The organism is Flavobacterium sp. AC267 (assembly GCF_979258715.1).
On the sequence record NZ_OZ409875.1, the window covers coordinates 1,275,362 to 1,292,545 of the forward strand.

Annotated in this window: 10 protein-coding genes and 4 pseudogenes; 7 read left to right on the top strand and 7 right to left on the bottom strand. The window is 34.2% G+C overall.

The annotated features are described in order from the left end of the window. Positions 1 to 5: 5 nt before the first annotated feature. From ACZZ95_RS06735 to ACZZ95_RS06755, 5 genes and pseudogenes are all read right to left on the bottom strand, one after another. On the bottom strand, positions 6 to 344 hold the full coding sequence (locus ACZZ95_RS06735; RefSeq protein ID WP_463468479.1) for a hypothetical protein: 339 nt from the start codon (positions 342 to 344) through the stop codon (positions 6 to 8). A 59-nt stretch (positions 345 to 403) separates the two neighbouring features. Beyond that, the gene (locus ACZZ95_RS06740) at positions 404 to 2,194 is read right to left on the bottom strand and encodes a TonB-dependent siderophore receptor (RefSeq protein WP_463468480.1); all 1,791 of its coding nucleotides are present in this window, start codon (positions 2,192 to 2,194) and stop codon (positions 404 to 406) included. Beyond that, complete coding sequence (locus ACZZ95_RS06745; RefSeq protein ID WP_463468481.1) at positions 2,157 to 2,888, bottom strand: carboxypeptidase-like regulatory domain-containing protein; 732 nt, start codon at positions 2,886 to 2,888, stop codon at positions 2,157 to 2,159. The genes ACZZ95_RS06740 and ACZZ95_RS06745 overlap by 38 nt, the downstream gene beginning before the upstream one ends. 199 nt (positions 2,889 to 3,087) lie before the next feature. Then, positions 3,088 to 4,340, bottom strand: a pseudogene (odhB, locus tag ACZZ95_RS06750) (2-oxoglutarate dehydrogenase complex dihydrolipoyllysine-residue succinyltransferase). A gap of 74 nt (positions 4,341 to 4,414) precedes the next feature. Continuing rightward, a pseudogene (locus ACZZ95_RS06755) lies at positions 4,415 to 7,191 on the bottom strand (2-oxoglutarate dehydrogenase E1 component). A 116-nt stretch (positions 7,192 to 7,307) separates the two neighbouring features. Between ACZZ95_RS06755 and ACZZ95_RS06760 the strand changes: the two are divergent. Both ACZZ95_RS06760 and ACZZ95_RS06765 read left to right on the top strand, forming a co-directional pair. Further along, positions 7,308 to 7,859: a hypothetical protein gene (locus ACZZ95_RS06760; RefSeq protein ID WP_463468482.1), complete on the top strand. Its 552-nt coding sequence runs from the start codon at positions 7,308 to 7,310 to the stop codon at positions 7,857 to 7,859. Positions 7,860 to 7,901: 42 nt separating this feature from the next. Further along, positions 7,902 to 8,411 carry a hypothetical protein gene (locus ACZZ95_RS06765; protein WP_463468483.1) on the top strand — a complete coding sequence of 170 codons (510 nt, stop codon included), beginning with the start codon at positions 7,902 to 7,904 and terminating at the stop codon, positions 8,409 to 8,411. Positions 8,412 to 8,452: 41 nt separating this feature from the next. Here the strand turns inward: ACZZ95_RS06765 and ACZZ95_RS06770 are convergent, their stop codons facing one another. Both ACZZ95_RS06770 and ACZZ95_RS06775 read right to left on the bottom strand, forming a co-directional pair. Continuing rightward, entirely contained in the window at positions 8,453 to 8,806 is a 354-nt protein-coding gene (locus tag ACZZ95_RS06770; protein ID WP_463468484.1) for a hypothetical protein, read from the bottom strand. A gap of 64 nt (positions 8,807 to 8,870) precedes the next feature. Continuing rightward, positions 8,871 to 9,848 (bottom strand): annotated as a pseudogene (locus ACZZ95_RS06775) (polyprenyl synthetase family protein). A 269-nt stretch (positions 9,849 to 10,117) separates the two neighbouring features. Here ACZZ95_RS06775 and ACZZ95_RS06780 point away from each other — a divergent pair. From ACZZ95_RS06780 to ACZZ95_RS06800, 5 genes and pseudogenes are all read left to right on the top strand, one after another. After that, entirely contained in the window at positions 10,118 to 10,639 is a 522-nt protein-coding gene (locus ACZZ95_RS06780) for a YceI family protein (protein WP_463468485.1), read from the top strand. A gap of 109 nt (positions 10,640 to 10,748) precedes the next feature. Beyond that, a complete protein-coding gene (locus tag ACZZ95_RS06785; RefSeq protein ID WP_095953667.1) occupies positions 10,749 to 11,348 on the top strand; it encodes a TetR/AcrR family transcriptional regulator in 600 nt (199 codons plus the stop codon). 58 nt (positions 11,349 to 11,406) lie between these two features. Beyond that, positions 11,407 to 12,741: a TolC family protein gene (locus tag ACZZ95_RS06790; RefSeq protein ID WP_463468486.1), complete on the top strand. Its 1,335-nt coding sequence runs from the start codon at positions 11,407 to 11,409 to the stop codon at positions 12,739 to 12,741. Positions 12,742 to 12,750: 9 nt separating this feature from the next. Further along, positions 12,751 to 13,818: an efflux RND transporter periplasmic adaptor subunit gene (locus ACZZ95_RS06795; RefSeq protein ID WP_095953665.1), complete on the top strand. Its 1,068-nt coding sequence runs from the start codon at positions 12,751 to 12,753 to the stop codon at positions 13,816 to 13,818. Positions 13,819 to 13,945: 127 nt separating this feature from the next. Further along, positions 13,946 to 17,124 (top strand): annotated as a pseudogene (locus ACZZ95_RS06800) (efflux RND transporter permease subunit). Positions 17,125 to 17,184 lie beyond the last annotated feature (60 nt).

Consider the following 17,184-nt stretch of genomic DNA (forward strand, 5'->3'; position numbering starts at 1 on the left):
CAAATTTATTTTAATTGTAATAAAGTTCTACTAAGGCAACGATAATCAAAAGAGCCAAAAGTGCTTTGCTGTTTACTTTTTTTAATGGTGTAAGGATGATGATCAAACTTCCAACTGTCATTAGCTGAATAAAAAACATCAAAGTACCGCTGACCTAAAGATTGTGTAAACAACCACATTATATAAGCTGAAACTAAAAGCCCTAATCCGATGATTTTTGTTGGTTTTGGATTTTTCTGCATCCATTTCTCAAAACCTAAATCATACGACAAAACCGCTCTTTTTGAAGTATAATAAAGCGTATAAAAAGCTAAAAAAACAATAAGACTGGCAATAGTAATCATAATCTTAAATTTAAAAAACACCTTTCTAATGATAGAAAGGTGTTTTAATTATTCTTTTATTAAAATCTATAAGAGAAACTTGCCGAAACAGTTCTCATGTTTCTTGGATGAATTGTAGACCAACCATCGTAAGTATCAACATTAGCAATATTGTCTAATTTTAATGTCAATGTGTATTTTTCTGTTCCGTAGAATAATGATGAATTTAAAACAGTGTAAGATGGCAATGCAAATTGACCAACCACATTTCTGTTCATAATTAAGTTTTTATCAGCATAATTACCTCCAAAACCTAAACCAAATCCTTGTAAATCGCCTTCTGGGAATTTATAACTAGCCCAAAGATTTGCTAAGTTTCTTGGTCCAGAACTTTCTGGTCTGTGTCCTATGAAAGATGGATCTCCAGCATTTAAAACTGCATCAACATAGCTGTAACCTGCTACAATGTTTAATCCTGCAACTGGATTTGCAACAAATTCTGCTTCAAAACCTTTGTTTCTTTGTGCTCCATCTTGGTAAGCAGTTTGAGTTGTTGCACCATAAACTACGTAAACCTGATCTTTAACTTGGATATCGTAGTAGCTGAATGTAGCGTAAAGTTTATCTTTAAATACGTTTAATTTTGTTCCAATTTCAAATTGGTTAGCGTGCTCTGGTCTAAAAGTTCTAGGGCGGCTAGTTCCGTCTGCTAAAATTTCTGTCACAGGAGCAGAATTAGCAAAACCATCCATGTAGTTTGCAAAAACCGAAACTTTATCAAGAATTGGCTGGTAGACTAAACCAAATTTAGGAGAAAAAGCAGTTTGATTAAAATCGTCTGATTTTACTGCCACATTTCCAGCAGTTATAAAACGGTCAACACGTAAACTTGCCATTGCAGACAAGGCAGGAGTAAAGTTAAATACATCAGAAACGTAAGCACTGTAAACTTCTTGTTTTGTTCTGTTCATACTAATTCCAGCATCAGCTATAAGTGCGTCAGTTCCTGCTTTAGTTAGATTTCCATTATCTCCGTTTGTAATATATTTAGTTGGGTCAGTTATTTGATAAAGATATTGGTTTACAGTTGCTACATCTAGATTACCAATATAAATAGTACCATTTGTTACATAATTTGAACTGTTGTCAATCAATCCTCTATTAAAGTAATCCAAACCAGCAACGATTCTGTTTCTCATGTTTCCGATTTTGAAATCGCCAATGAAGTTTTGCTGAATGTCAGTTGTAAGCGTTGTTGAATTTTGGTAATTCATGTAACGTGCTAAAACAATCCCTTCGGATATCTCATCTGGAGCAAATTGTGTGCCCTCATATATATAAGAATAGTATCCGTCAGATGAAGATGAGCCTCTTGAAACAACAGTTTGAGAAGACCACTGATCATTAAATTTATAATTCATCTGAGCTTGTAAGTTGTACGAAGGAGTTTCGATTGCCAACTCGTTACTAGTATAAGAACGTTTGTTATCATAACCTAATTCATTAATATTATGAACTCTTAACGGTGCGCCTCTATCTAAAAATAACATAGTAGCATTAGTTTGTCTGTTGTTCATGAATTCCGTATTAATGAAAAACGAAAGTTTGTCATTTACTTGGTAATATAATGATGGAGCAAAAAAGAATGATTTTTTGAATCCTGCATCTTGAAAACTGTTTTCAGTGTGGTAAGCTGTATTTACACGGAAGTTAATTTTGTGTTCTTCATCTACAGGAGTATTAACATCAGCAGTTACTCTGTTTAAACCGTTACTTCCTGCAATGTAACTCACTTCGCCTCCAAAACGATCGTAAGGTTTTTTTGTAGTTAAGTTAATTAAACCTCCGTAAGAAATAAAGTCTGCTTCCAAATAAAGTTCCAGATGGTCCTTTGATTACTTCAATCTTGTCAATATTAGCAGGATCTAAACCTCCGTTTGATAATCCTGGTAATCCGTTGATCATAGTTGGCTGTACTGCAAATCCTCTTAGTGAGAAATAACCTGCTCCATCGCCTCCACGTCCTGTAGAAGCCCAAAGCGGTGTTAATCCTGGAGCATTTTTTAAAGCGTCATCAATATTTGTAACAACTTGCTCCTTTAAAAGTTCGCTTGTAATTGTAGTATAAACTTGTGGGTTTTCAAGATTTTTAAGAGGTAATCTTGAAACTTGTTGTGTTTCTTTACGAGCAAAAGTGTTTTTCTTTGCATTTCCGTTAATTACAATTTCACTTAATTGTTCAGAATTTGAAGAAATAGTAAAATTTTCAATTATTTCGTCTCCACTATTTAGTGTAATACTTTTTTCTTTTGATGTAAATCCAACTGCAGAAACTCTCAGAATGTAATTACCTGGTTTAAGATTTTTAATTTCATAGTTTCCATTGGCATCAGTATTTGTACCAATTTTTGTTCCTTTTAAAACTACAGAAACATTATCAACATTTTCATTTTCATTAGAACTAATTTGACCTTTTACGGTTGCTTTCTGCTGTGCCCAAACAGATGTTCCAGTTAACAGAATAAAGCATAAAGTCAAAAGCGAAATTGTAAATTTAAATTTCATTTTTATTTAGAATTGATTTTAATAGCGCAAATGTAATAGTTGATTGCTAATTACACAAGTTATTCTTATTTATTCTAAATAATTTTTTAAAGAAGAATATTTTAGTCAGAAAAAGTGGTTTGAAATAATTGATTGAAGCAAAAAAAAACCTGCTCAAATAAATGAACAGGTTTATTATAGTATTGAAAATTATCTTTGATTACAATTCTAAAGCACGTTTAGCATCGCCATTCATTAATAATTCTACTGGGTTTTCTAAAGCTTCTTTTACCGCAACCAAGAAACCAACAGACTCACGTCCGTCGATAATTCTGTGGTCATAAGAAAGTGCCACGTACATCATTGGGTGAATTTCAACTTTTCCGTTTACAGCAATTGGACGCTCAATAATATTGTGCATTCCTAAAATTCCTGATTGTGGAGGGTTGATAATTGGAGTAGATAACATAGATCCAAAAACACCACCGTTAGTGATTGTAAAAGTTCCACCAGTCATATCGTCAACAGTGATTTGACCGTCACGAGCTCTTAAAGCCAATCTTTTAATTTCAGCTTCAATACCGCGGAAAGTTAAAAGTTCAGCATTACGAACTACAGGAACCATTAGTCCTTTTGGTCCAGAAACAGCGATTGAGATGTCTGCAAAATCATAAGCGATTTTGTAATCACCATCCATCATAGAGTTAACATCTGGATATAATTCTAAAGCTCTTGTAACTGCTTTTGTAAAGAATGACATAAAACCTAAACCAAGACCACCATGTTTTGCTTTGAAAGCATCTTTGTATTCGTTACGAATTTGGTTAATTGGTGTCATGTTTACTTCGTTAAAAGTAGTAAGCATAGCAGTTTCATTTTTAGCTGAAACTAGTCTTTCTGCAACTTTACGACGTAACATAGATAATTTTGTACGCTCAGATCCACGGCTTCCACCAGTTGGAGTTCCCATAGAAGGCACTGCATTTACAGCATCATCTTTAGTAATTCTGCCGCCTTTTCCAGTTCCTGAAACTGTTGCTGGAGCTATATTTTTTTCGTCTAATATTTTTCTTGCTTGCTGGAGATGGAGTTCCCGTCGCGTAACTTGTTGTTGCTTGCTGGAGTCGCTTTTGGAGCTTCAGCTTTCACTTCTGCCTTTGGAGCTTCAGCTTTCGGAGCCTCTGCTTTTGGAGCTTCAGTCGCTGGAGCCGCTGGTGCATCACCTGCAGGTTTTGCGGCATCTGTATCAATTAAACAAACTACAGCACCTACTGCTACTGTATCACCTTCTTCTGCTTTTAGTGTAATTACACCGCTCATTTCAGCAGGCAATTCAAGAGTAGCTTTATCTGAATCAACTTCAGCAATTGCCTGATCTTTTTCTACATAATCTCCGTCTTTTACTAACCAAGTTGCAATTTCAACTTCTTTTATTGATTCCCCTGGTGATGGGACTTTCATTTCTAAAATCATCTTTGTTTTTGTTTAAGGTTTTTATGGTTTCAATCCCGATAGTTATCGGGACTGAAACTTGAAACATTTCTTTTTTATCTGAATAAATTTTTATCGAATACCATTCTAATTGCATCTGCATGACGACGTTTTGCACGTGTGTAACTTCCTGATGCCGGTGCGGCGTATGCTTTTAATGAAGCCAATCTCCATTTTACAAGATCAAAGTTCATTAACATAAAGCTGTAAGCTCCCATGTTTTTAGGTTCTTCCTGAGCCCAAACATAATCATCTGCATTTGGATATTGTGCGATAATTGCTTTTAACTGTTCAACTGGTAAAGGGAATAATTGCTCGATACGAACAACCGCAACGTCATTTCTTCCGTTGTTTTCTCTTTCTGCAGTAATGTCATAATAGAATTTACCAGTAACAAATACTAAAGTTTTAACACCTTTTTTGTCTACTGTATTATCGTCAATTGTTTCTTGGAAACTTCCTGTAGCTAATTCTTCTGCTGTAGAAACACATCTAGGATCTCTTAATAAACTTTTTGGAGAGAAAACTACCAAAGGTTTACGGAAATTCGTTTTCATTTGTCTTCTTAACAAGTGGAAAAAGTTGGCTGGAGTTGTACAGTCGGCAACATACATGTTTTGTCTTGCACAAAGTTGTAAGTAACGCTCCATTCTTGCAGAAGAGTGTTCTGCACCTTGTCCTTCATATCCGTGAGGTAATAATAAAACAATTCCGTTTTGGTTGTTCCATTTATCTTCACCACATGAAATATATTGGTCAATCATGATTTGAGCTCCGTTAGAGAAATCTCCAAATTGTGCTTCCCAAATTGTTAATGCATTTGGATTTGCCAATGCATATCCATAATCAAAACCAAGAACTCCGTACTCAGATAAAAGAGAATTGAATACGCCGAATTTTCCTTTTTTGTTTTCGATTGCATCTAAAAGAATTACTTCTTCTTCAGAATCTTCAACTTTAACTACTGCATGACGGTGAGAGAATGTACCACGCTCAACATCCTGACCAGAAATACGAACGTCAAATCCTTCTGTTAAAAGTGAACCGTAAGCTAGAGCTTCTGCAGTTCCCCAATCAATAGTGTTGTTGTCGTATCCTGTTTTTCTGTCAGTAACAATTTTAGTTATCTTATTGATGAATTTCTTGTCTTCTGGTAATGTCGAGATTGTATTGATGATAGAATCTAATCCTTCTTTATTAAAAGTAGTATCTACTTTTTGAAGCATTTGTGTATCAGTTACCTGAACAAAACCATCCCATTCGTTTTTCATGAATGGAGTTATAATTGTCAAATCTTTTTTACGAGAAGCTTCTAAGTTTTCTTCTAAAGCAGATTTGTATTGTTTTTCTAAAGCATTTACATAAGAAGCATCGATTACGCCGTCAGACAATAATTTCTCAGCATAAATATCTCTTGGATTTTTATGTTTTGCGATGATTTTATATAAAACCGGCTGTGTAAAACGAGGCTCATCACCTTCGTTATGACCGTATTTTCTGTATCCTAATAAATCGATAAATACGTCACGTCCAAACTGCATTCTATAATCTAACGCAAAAGATACTGCGTGTACAACAGCTTCAGCATCATCAGCATTTACGTGTAAAACTGGTGAAAGCGTTACTTTGGCAACGTCTGTACAATAAGTAGATGAACGAGCGTCTAAATAGTTTGTAGTAAAACCAACTTGGTTGTTGATTACAATATGGATTGTTCCTCCAGTTTTGTAACCGTCAAGCTGTGCCATTTGAATGATTTCATACAAGATCCCTTGTCCTGCAATTGCGGCTGTCTCCGTGTAAGGCGATAGGTAATACTTTTGAAAAATCTTCTGGGAAATATTTATCTTGTTTTGCTCTTGTAATTCCTTCAATTACAGCTCCAACAGTTTCTAAGTGAGAAGGGTTTGGTGCTAAATTGATGTTGATGCTTTTTCCAGATCTTGTTTTTTTGTCGGCAGTAAGACCTAAGTGGTATTTTACGTCACCGTCAAAATATTCCTGATCGTAATCTTTACCGTCAAACTCACCAAAAATATCCTGAGTAGATTTTCCGAAGATGTTTGCCAAAACGTTCAAACGACCACGATGAGCCATTCCCATTACGAATTGTTCAACACCTTGTTCTGCGACTTTTTCAATTAAAGCATCTAAAGCCGGGATAATAGATTCTCCACCTTCTAATGAGAAACGTTTTTGTCCTACATATTTGGTATGTAAAAAGTTCTCAAAAGAAACAGCTTCGTTTAATTTATTTAAGATCGATTTTTTTTCTTCTGTAGAGAAATTTGGCTGATTAACATTTACAGCCAATTTATCCTGAATCCATTTTACAACGCCAGGATTTCTGATATACATATATTCAATACCGATATGCTGGCAGTAAATCGCTTTAAGACGATTTACAATATCTTGTAAAGAAGATGGTGCAAGTCCGATAGTTTGTGCTCGCATCAAAAACAGTTGAAAGATCAGCTGTAGTTAATCCGAAGTTTTCGATATCCAATGTTGGAGACGAAGTTCTACGGTCACGAACAGGATTTGTTTTCGTGAATAAATGCCCGCGCGTACGGTATCCGTCAATTAATTTAAGAACGTTGAATTCTTTCTTTAGTTTTTCTGAAATCTGACTGTAATCTGTGTTGTCGTTAGTCACATACTCAACGATAGTCTGCACAGGATTTTCGTCGTTATAAGTAGTCATTCCAAAGTCAAAACCTTGAAAGAAACTTCTCCAGCTAGGCTCAACGCTGTCTGGGTTTACTAAATATTGATCGTATAATTGTGCAAAAAACTCGGTATGCGTCGCGTTTAAAAATGAAAACCTATCCATAATATGAGTGAATATACTTTTTGTTATATAGAAAGGCAAAAGTACAACAATCACATTTATTTAAATCTTTTTTTTACGTACTTTTACGTAAAAATTTGTTAAAATAAACGTTAACTATGAATAAAATTCAAATTTCAATCGATTGCAAATATTATTTTGTGATTTTGACAGTCTTATTCTCAAGTTATTCTATTGCACAACAAAAATATGTCATAGACAACAGTAATCATTTCTGGGAAAAAGTTCAATTTGGCGGCGGATTAGGTTTAGGAATTGGTTCTGGTTATACAGACATTTCTGTTATGCCAAGTGCTATTTACAATGTTAACGAAATTGTTGCCGTTGGTGTTGGTTTACAATTTGGTTACTTAAACTCAAGAGATTATTACGAATCGTATGTTTATGGCGGCAGTTTAATTGGACTTGTAAACCCTATTCCAGAGCTTCAATTGTCTGCAGAATTGGAGCAGGTGAGAGTAGATACAAGATATGATTCTAATTTTAATAGACCTTCTTATTCTGATAGTTATTGGAATACCGCTTTGTATCTTGGTGCAGGTTATAGAACTGGAAATGTAACTATTGGTGCTCGTTATGATGTTTTATACAATCCCAATAAAAGCCTTTACGGATCTGGATTTATGCCTTTTGTGAGGGTTTATTTCTAAGTTCCTGAGGTTCTAAGATGCTAAGATTCTAAGTTTTTTTACATGAATTATTATACTTATTGGTCTATATCTGAATTGCCATCTAATACAAGGTCTTTTGATGTCTTTTTTTGGGTTGCAATTGTCTCTCTTATTCTTTGGATTTTGATTAAAAAGTTTAAAATAAAAAAAGATGACTATGAAAAATTAATACTATTGTGGACGGTTGGTGCTATTTTTAGTTTATCGGCAATCATGTTTTTCTATTTGCAATTATGTACAACAGATACGACGGAAAAAAGAATTCAGAACCTTTATAATTCACCAAATATATTTGTGGTAGAAGGTGTTATTACTGATTTTAGCAGGGAAGAGGAGGTTAAGAAAATGGCAACTATTACTTGGGAAAGTTTTGTGATCGATTCTGTTGAGTTTAGATATAATGATATATTATTAGGGAGATTTAATCATTTCAGTAAAACAAAAAATGGCGTTTTTAAAAATGATTTGCCAGTTAGAATAACATACGCCAAACCAAATAACGAAATACTAAAAATAGAAATTGCAAAATAAAAACTTAGTATCTCAGAACCTTAGCATCTCAGAACCTTTTTTTACTTATAATAATTCCGAAACCAAACCTTTTGCCATTCTCTTTTTAAAATTAAAAAGGCAACTTGTTCAGCCAGAATGACTAAATCTGAGCCATCGAGTTTTTTAATATCATTTTCGGGAACATCAATAATGTAAAGGAGATTCAGGTATTCAGCAAATTTGTACTGAATCATTCGGTAGATTTTTTCGTGAAGCTGAATCTTCAATTCGTCGGGAGAAATGCTTAATGGAAAATCAATTCCTTCATTCGCCAGATTAAAATCTTTATTCATCTGCTCAATCAGGCTTAAATATAAAGTCTCTGCCTGCGCCTGATCTAAAAGTGCTTCTGTACTAATTGGTGCTACAAACATGAGATTTTAGATATTAGATTGTTGATTTTAGATTTTACTGAAAACTGACACTGGAAACTGATTACTAAACCTTACGTCCCATTAAATTTTCGCCGAAAGTTCTTAGAACCTTTTTCTTTTCAGCATTAATTTCCATTTTTTCTAAAGTTTCAAAAGCTTTAAAAGTATACATTTCGATTGCTTCTTGTGTTGCTTTTGAAGCTCCAGATTTGTTAAAAATAGACTTCGCAGTTTCGATTTTTTCTAAATTATCTTCTAATTGTAAACTGAATAATTGTTCTAATGCTGTGGCTTTTTCGTCAGCAGAAAATTCTAAAGCTTTTAGGTATAAATAGGTTTTCTTGTTTTCAATAATATCACCTCCAACTTGTTTTCCGAAGGTTTCAGGATCACCAAAAGCATCTAGATAATCATCTTGTAATTGGAAAGCGAGTCCTAAATTCAATCCGAAATCATAGATTAAATCGGCTTCTTTTTCAGAAGTTTTAGCAACAATAGCACCCATTTTCATGGCGCTGAACAACTAAAACAGCTGTTTTGTATTCGATCATTTTTAGATATTCGGGAATCGTAACGTCTTTGCGGGTTTCAAAATCTACGTCCCATTGTTGTCCTTCACAAACTTCAAGAGCAGTTTTGCTGAATAACTTGGCTAGATTTCTAAAAATAACGGGCTCATATTGCTCAAAATATTGATAAGCCAAGATCAGCATGGCATCGCCAGAAAGTATTCCAGTGTTTAAATTCCATTTTTCATGCACGGTAACTTGTCCTCTTCGCAAAGGCGCATCATCCATAATGTCGTCATGTACCAATGAAAAGTTATGAAAAACTTCAACGGCCATTGCAAGCAGGAAGTGCGAGCAGTATAATCAGTATCAAAAACTTCAGCGACCATCAAAGTTAAAACAGGACGAATGCGTTTTCCGCCAAGCCCTAATATATATTCAATAGGTTCGTAAAGATTTATAGGTTCTTTATGTATGTCTTGTTTCTTTAGATAATCAATAAAAAAATCCTGGTACTGACTTATATCGTGCATAAAATGAAATTCTGATTTATGAGCTTCAAAGATACAATTCCATTATGAATTTTTGCTTTCTAAATTTTAATTGTCGCGAAAACATTAAAAATCAAATTAAAAAAGGCTTAAAATGAATTTGTTAAAATTTTTTAGAAAAAACTTGGAAACTTTTTTGGTATTTACAGTTTCCTGTCTATATTTGCAGCTGTTAAGCGGAAACTCAAAACACTATAAAAGTTTCCATTCGAGTTTTGAAAAATTAATAAACTCATTTAAATCAGTTATTTATGAAAACAACATGGACTTTAGATTCTACTCAATCAGATGTTTTAATTAAAATGAGACATTCGATAATCGCTTATTTGGGAGGAACAACAAACAAATTTGGTGGTTATGTGAGTCTTGAAGATAATGAAATAGAAGATGCGTCGGTTGAATTTTCACTGGATATTAATAATAAAACAGAAAGCTTTCAGCAAATTGATACCAATTTACAGTCGCAAGACTTTTTTGATGTAGACGAACATCCAATAATAAGTTTTAAATCAACTTCATTTCAAAAAATAAATAACAACATCAATTTCTTTAAAGGAGATTTAACCATAAAAGATGTGACTCGAGTTGTAGAACTTGATGCAGAGTTTATTGGAGTGAACACTTATAATGGAGAAAGAAAAGTTGCTTTTGAAATTAAAGGTGATATCAAACGTCAGGATTTTGGTTTAGATTATAATTCTTTTCACCACAATGGAGGTTTAGCTCTTGGAAAAGATATTAAGCTAATCGCAAATCTTGAATTTAGCATATAAATCTTACATAAAAAATAATTTAATGTAAAATTATTACAAAAATAATGGAAACTATTTTTTTAGATTTTAGTTTCCGAGTTATATTTGTAAGGCAATTGAGAAAATTAAAATGAAAGAGAAAATTATAGCAAAAGCAAGTGAGCTTTTTTTAAAGCTTGGCTTTAAGAGTGTTACAATGGACGATATTGCAGGTGAAATGTGTATTTCAAAAAAAACGATCTATAAATATTTCTGTAATAAAGAAGTTTTGGTTGAAGAAAGCACTTCGATGGTCCACAGACAAGTTCATGAAATTATGGATACCATTGTAGCTAAAGATTATAATGCGATCCATGAGAATTTTGAAATTAGAGAAATGTTTCGTGATATGTTTAAAAACAATATGGATACATCACCTCTTTACCAGTTGAAAAAACATTACCCAGAGATTTATCAAAACATATTATCGCACGAAGTAGATCAATGCACACAATGTTTCAGGGACAATATTGAAAAGGGAATCCAAGAAGGACTTTACAGAGCCGATCTGAATATAGAAACTTATGTAAAATTTTATTACACATTGATTTTTCACATTAATGAAAATACAGTCTCTGAAAGTGAAGCACAGCGAATAGAATTAGAAGCATTGGAATACCACACTCGTGCAATGGCAACAGAAAAAGGAGTGGAAGAACTAGAGAAACAACTTAAGAAAATTACAGCATAATCATCAATCCATAATAAAGGTGATTTTTAATCATCAATAAATAAATATTTAACTACATATGAAACGAATAGTTCTTATAGTTTTGTGCACAATTGGCTTGTCTGTCAACGCACAAGTAACCACTCTAACCTTAAAAGATGCCGTTAGCTATGCGCTTGTAAACAAAGCCGATGCTAAAAAAGCAAAACTTCAGGTTGAAAACAGCGAATATAAAATTCAGGAAGTGCGTTCGAGAGCGTTACCTCAGATTTCTGCAAATGGAAACCTAACATACAATCCAATTATTCAGACTACTGTTATTGATGGAGCAGGATTTGGTGCGCCGGGAACTACAATTCAGGCGGCATTTGGACAAACATGGACTTCTACTGCAGGACTTTCTTTAACTCAGGCGATTTTTGATCAATCTGTTTTTACAGGGTTAAAAGCGGCAAAATCTACTCGTGAATTTTATCAAATAAATGATCAGTTAACAGAAGAACAGGTTATTGAAAGAGTTGCAAATAACTACTATTCAGTTTATGTACAGAAAGAAAGGCTTACTTTATTAGACAGCAATTATGTAAACACAACAAAAGTTCGTGATATCGTACAAGGTCAGTTTGATAATGGTTTGGCTAAAAAAATTGACTTAGATCGTATTATCGTAAAAATGTCAAACATTGATACGGAACGTCAGCAGATTAAAAATCAAATTACATTACAAGAAAATGCTTTGAAGTTTTACATGGGAATGCCTATTGAAACTCAAATCGACATGCCAAAAGAAGAATTTGAAGTTGTTCCAGCTTCTTTAACAGAGGAGCCAAATATCGAAAACAGAACAGAATATCTGCTTTTGAAAAAACAAGAAGAGCTTTTGGTGTATAATAAGAAAGCTGTTGAAGCAGGATATTATCCAACACTTTCATTAAGTGCAGGATACAATTATATTGGGCAAGGCCCTCAATTTCCTTGGTTTGCAAAACCCAAAGACGGTGTTTACTGGTCAGATTTCTCTGCAATAGGATTGAATTTACATGTGCCAATTTTTACAGGTTTCGGAACTCGTGCCAAAGTAAGACAGGCTGATGTAGAAATTAGATCACTTCAGGAAGATATTAAAGACACCAAACTTTCTCTTGATTTAGATTACAGAAATGCAATGGCACAAATCGAGAACAATTTGGTAACTATCGAGAACCAAAAAGAAAACATGCGTCTGGCAACTGAAATTCTGAGCAATACCAAAAACAATTACCTTCAAGGTTTAGCATCTTTAACCGATTTATTAGACGCTGAAAACGCATCACTTGAAGCTCAAAACAATTATACAAGAGCAGTTTTAAATTATAAAATTGCCGAAATATCTCTAATTAAATCGAAAGGCCAACTTAAATCTCTTATTAAATAACTAATTACAATGAAGAAAATTATTATAACAATCGTAATCATAGCCGTAGCATTTGCTGGGATTAGCTACATCTTAAATAAAAACAAGGCTGAAAACGAAGGTAAAACTGCTGTCGTAGCCGAAAAAAATGCCGCAATATCTGTAAAAGTGGCAACAGTTAAAACAGAAGATGTAAATCTTGCTTTTACTGCAAACGGAAACTTTGTGCCAATTCAAGAACTTACTTTCTCTGCAGAAAAATCTGGAAAAGTAATTAGTGTTTTAGCTAAAGAAGGAGATTATGTAAGAGTAGGTCAAACATTATTAACAGTAAGAGGAGATGTTATTAATGTAAATGCACAACAAGCTCAGGCAGTTTACCAAAATGCAAAATCTGATTACAGCAGATACGAAAACGCTTTTAAAACCGGCGGTGTTACAAAACAACAATTAGATCAGGCAAAATTAGCTTTGACAAACGCTCAGTCTAGTTTGACTCAAGCAAATATTAATGTTGGAGACACTAAAGTAAAAGCCCCAATTAACGGTTACATTAATAAAAAATATATTGAGCCGGGATCTATTTTAGCTGGAATGCCTGCAACTGCTTTGTTTGACATTGTAAATGTTTCTAAATTAAAATTAACAGTTACAGTAAACGAAAGCCAAGTAGCAAGTTTAAAATTAGGAAGTACAGTAGATATTGCCGCAAGTGTTTATCCTGATAAAAATTTCACAGGAAAAATTACGTTCATCGCTGCAAAAGCAGATGCTTCTTTAAACTTCCCAGTTGAAATTGAAATTACAAACAATGCTAACAACGACCTAAAAGCAGGTATGTACGGAACTGCAACTTTTGGTTCAAACAACCAAAAACAAAGTTTAAAAGTTGTTCCTAGAAATGCATTTGTTGGAAGTGTGAGCACTAACGAAATTTTCGTAGTTGAAAATAACGTAGCAAAATTGAAAAAAGTGGTTGCTGGAAGAATCTTAGGGGATAAAGTTGAAATTATCAATGGATTGAATGACGGAGATACTGTAATCATTACAGGTCAAATCAACTTACAAGACGGAAATACAGTAGAAATTATTAAGTAAGCTTTAAGCTTTAGGCAATAAGCAGTAAGCTTTTTAAAAGCCTAAAGCCTAGAGCCTAAAAACAAAATATGAAATTAAACCTTAAAGCTTAAAGCCTACAGCCTAAAGCCTATAGCATTAAAAAAATATGAAATTAGCCGAAATATCCATAAAACGTCCGTCGTTAGTAATTGTATTGTTTACAATTCTGATTCTAGGTGGATTGTTCAGTTACAGCCAGTTAGGCTACGAGCTGATCCCAAAATTTGAAACCAACGTTATCACGGTTTCAACTGTTTATCCAGGAGCTTCTCCAAGTGAGGTTGAAAATACCGTTACAAAGAAAATTGAGGATGCGATTGCATCTTTGGAAAATATCAAGAAAATTGACTCGAAATCTTATGAGAGTTTATCTGTAGTATCAATCACATTACTTTCTACTGCCAATGTAGATATTTCGATGAACGATGCGCAGCGTAAAATCAACGCTATTTTGAGTGATTTGCCAGATGATGCCGATCCGCCGTCTTTGACTAAATTCTCTTTGAGTGATTTACCAATTATGACGCTTGGTGCGAATGGTAAAATGGACGAAGCTGAATTTTACGATTTGATCGATAAAAAGATTGCTCCAGTTTTATCTCGTGTACAAGGTGTGGCACAGGTAAATATTATTGGAGGTCAGGAGCGTGAGATTCAGGTAAATCTTGACGCTGTTAAAATGCAGGGTTACGGACTTTCTGTTCCTCAGGTACAACAGACTATTTTGACTTCGAATCTGGATTTTCCAACGGGTAACATCCAAACTCGTAACCAAAAAATATTAATTCGTTTAGCGGGTAAGTATAAAAATGTTGAGGAATTAAGAAACTTAGTAGTTTCTTCTCAAGACGGAATTCAAGTTCGATTAGGAGATATTGCTGATGTTCAGGATACACAAAAAATCGCGGAGAAAATTGCGCGTGTTGACCAAAAAAGTGCCATTGTACTTCAAATTGTAAAACAATCAGATGCAAATGCCGTTGCGGTAAGTGAGCAGTTGATTAAAACAATTAAAACATTAGAGAGTGATTACAAATCTTCTCAATTGAAATTAGATGTTGCAAAAGACAGTACTGTATTTACGCTTGAAGCGACAGATTCTGTTGTACACGATTTATTAATTGCTGTAGTTTTGGTAGCATTTGTAATGTTGTTCTTCTTGCACAGTATTAGAAACTCATTGATCGTAATGGTATCTATTCCTGCCTCTTTGATTGCTACATTTATCGGAATCTATTTATTAGGTTACACGCTTAACTTAATGAGTTTACTTGGTTTATCTCTTGTTGTTGGTATCCTTGTGGATGATGCCATCGTTGTATTGGAGAATATTTACCGACACATGGAGATGGGTAAAAGCAAAATTCGAGCTTCTTATGATGGAACTGCCGAAATTGGTGGTACAGTAACTTCGATTACTTTAGTAATTGTGGTGGTGTTCTTACCGATTGCAATGAGTACCGGATTGGTATCAAACATTATTACACAATTCTGTGTTACTGTAATTATATCAACATTGTTCTCATTATTAGCTTCATTTACTATTATTCCATGGTTGTCTTCACGTTTTGGAAAATTAGAACATCTAGAAGGTAAAAATGCTTTCGAAAAAGTGATCCTTGGATTTGAAAGCTATTTAACTCGTTTTACAGATTGGATTTCAAACTTATTAAACTGGTGTTTAGATCACTATATTAAAACCATTGTAGTTGTATTAGTAATGTTCTTTGGATCTATCTTCTGGTTAATGGGAGGTGGTTATATTGGAGGAGAGTTCTTCGCATCATCTGATAGTGGTGAATTCTTAGTACAAATTGAGATGCCAAAAGATGCTTCATTAGAGCAGACTAACTTTATGACGCAAAAAGCAGAAGCTTTCTTAAAAGGAGAGAAATATGTTTTCAGCCAAATTACAACTGTAGGACAAACGAGTGAAGGTTTAGGTGCGGCGCAGGCAACTGCTTACAAAGCAGAGATCGACGTTAAAATGATCGAACAAAAAGATCGTACAGACGATGCCAACGTTTACGCAGACTAAAACAAAACGTAAACTGGAAAAAATATTAGTTGGTGCAAAAGTTAAAACGGTTCCTGTAGGTATCTTAGGAACAGCAGAAGATGCAACTTTAGGTTTGATTGTAACAGGTCCAAACGTAGAAAGTGCCATGAAATTTGCAAAATTAGCTGAAGCTGAATTACGTACAATTTCTGGAACAACTGAGATTAAATTAACAGTTGAAGACGGAAACCCAGAGATTAACGTTCAAGTTGACAGAGATAAAATGGTCGCTTTAGGATTAACACTTCAAACGGTTGGTTTAACAATGCAGACAGCTTACAGTGGTAATACTGACGGTAAATTTAGAGCTGGTGAATACGAATACGACATCAACATCAAATACAACGAATTTGATAGAAAAAACATTACTGATGTTAGTAATTTGATTTTTGTAAATAATGCAGGTCAGCAAATTAAATTAAACCAATTCGCAACAATTACAGAAGGTTCTGGACCAAGTAAATTAGAGCGTAGAGATAAAACAGCTTCTGTAACTGTGCAAGGTCAGAACGTTGGGGTACCAGCAGGAACAATTGTTACACAATGGCAGGAAAAATTAGATAAACTACAAAAACCAGTTGGAGTTAACTACATCTGGGGTGGTGACCAAGAAAACCAATCAGAAGGATTTGGTACATTAGGAATCGCATTATTAGCCGCTATTATCTTGGTTTACCTTGTAATGGTAGGTCTATATGACAGTTTCGTTCACCCGTTTGTAGTATTATTTGCTATTCCGCTTTCGTTCATTGGAGTTTTATTTGCACTAGCATTAACAAACAATACCTTAAATATCTTTACCATTTTAGGGGTCATCATGTTGATTGGTCTGGTGTGTAAGAATGCGATTATGCTTGTCGATTATACGAATCAGCGAAGAGTCGCCGGAGAATCGATCAGAACAGCATTAATCCAGGCAAACCACGCACGTTTACGTCCGATCTTGATGACAACAATTGCGATGGTATTTGGTATGTTCCCAATTGCATTAGCGAGCAGGAGCAGGAGCAGAATGGAAAAACGGATTGGCTTGGGTAATTATTGGAGGTTTGATTTCTTCATTATTCCTAACTTTGATCGTAGTTCCTGTAATCTATGACATTATGGAGAAAATTATTCGTAAGTTCTCTAAAGGAGAAAAAATCGATTACGAAGCTGAAATGGTTGCTGATTATGAGCACAAAGAATTAAGCGAAGACGGTTTCAATCCGAAACATAACCACTAAGAGTTTTAATTTTCAATAGTGAAGTTCCAAAGTCCGAATTTGGAATTTCGAAATAAAAAA

Bases quoted from the DNA above. Each gene is read 5' to 3' on its own strand.
- ACZZ95_RS06735 (WP_463468479.1), bottom strand. From the start codon at position 344: ATGATTACTATTGCCAGTCTTATTGTTTTTTTAGCTTTTTATACGCTT.
- ACZZ95_RS06745 (WP_463468481.1), bottom strand. From the start codon at position 2,888: ATGAAATTTAAATTTACAATTTCGCTTTTGACTTTATGCTTTATTCTG.
- ACZZ95_RS06760 (WP_463468482.1), top strand. From the start codon at position 7,308: ATGAATAAAATTCAAATTTCAATCGATTGCAAATATTATTTTGTGATT.
- ACZZ95_RS06765 (WP_463468483.1), top strand. From the start codon at position 7,902: ATGAATTATTATACTTATTGGTCTATATCTGAATTGCCATCTAATACA.
- ACZZ95_RS06770 (WP_463468484.1), bottom strand. From the start codon at position 8,806: ATGTTTGTAGCACCAATTAGTACAGAAGCACTTTTAGATCAGGCGCAG.
- ACZZ95_RS06780 (WP_463468485.1), top strand. From the start codon at position 10,118: ATGAAAACAACATGGACTTTAGATTCTACTCAATCAGATGTTTTAATT.
- ACZZ95_RS06785 (WP_095953667.1), top strand. From the start codon at position 10,749: ATGAAAGAGAAAATTATAGCAAAAGCAAGTGAGCTTTTTTTAAAGCTT.
- ACZZ95_RS06790 (WP_463468486.1), top strand. From the start codon at position 11,407: ATGAAACGAATAGTTCTTATAGTTTTGTGCACAATTGGCTTGTCTGTC.
- ACZZ95_RS06795 (WP_095953665.1), top strand. From the start codon at position 12,751: ATGAAGAAAATTATTATAACAATCGTAATCATAGCCGTAGCATTTGCT.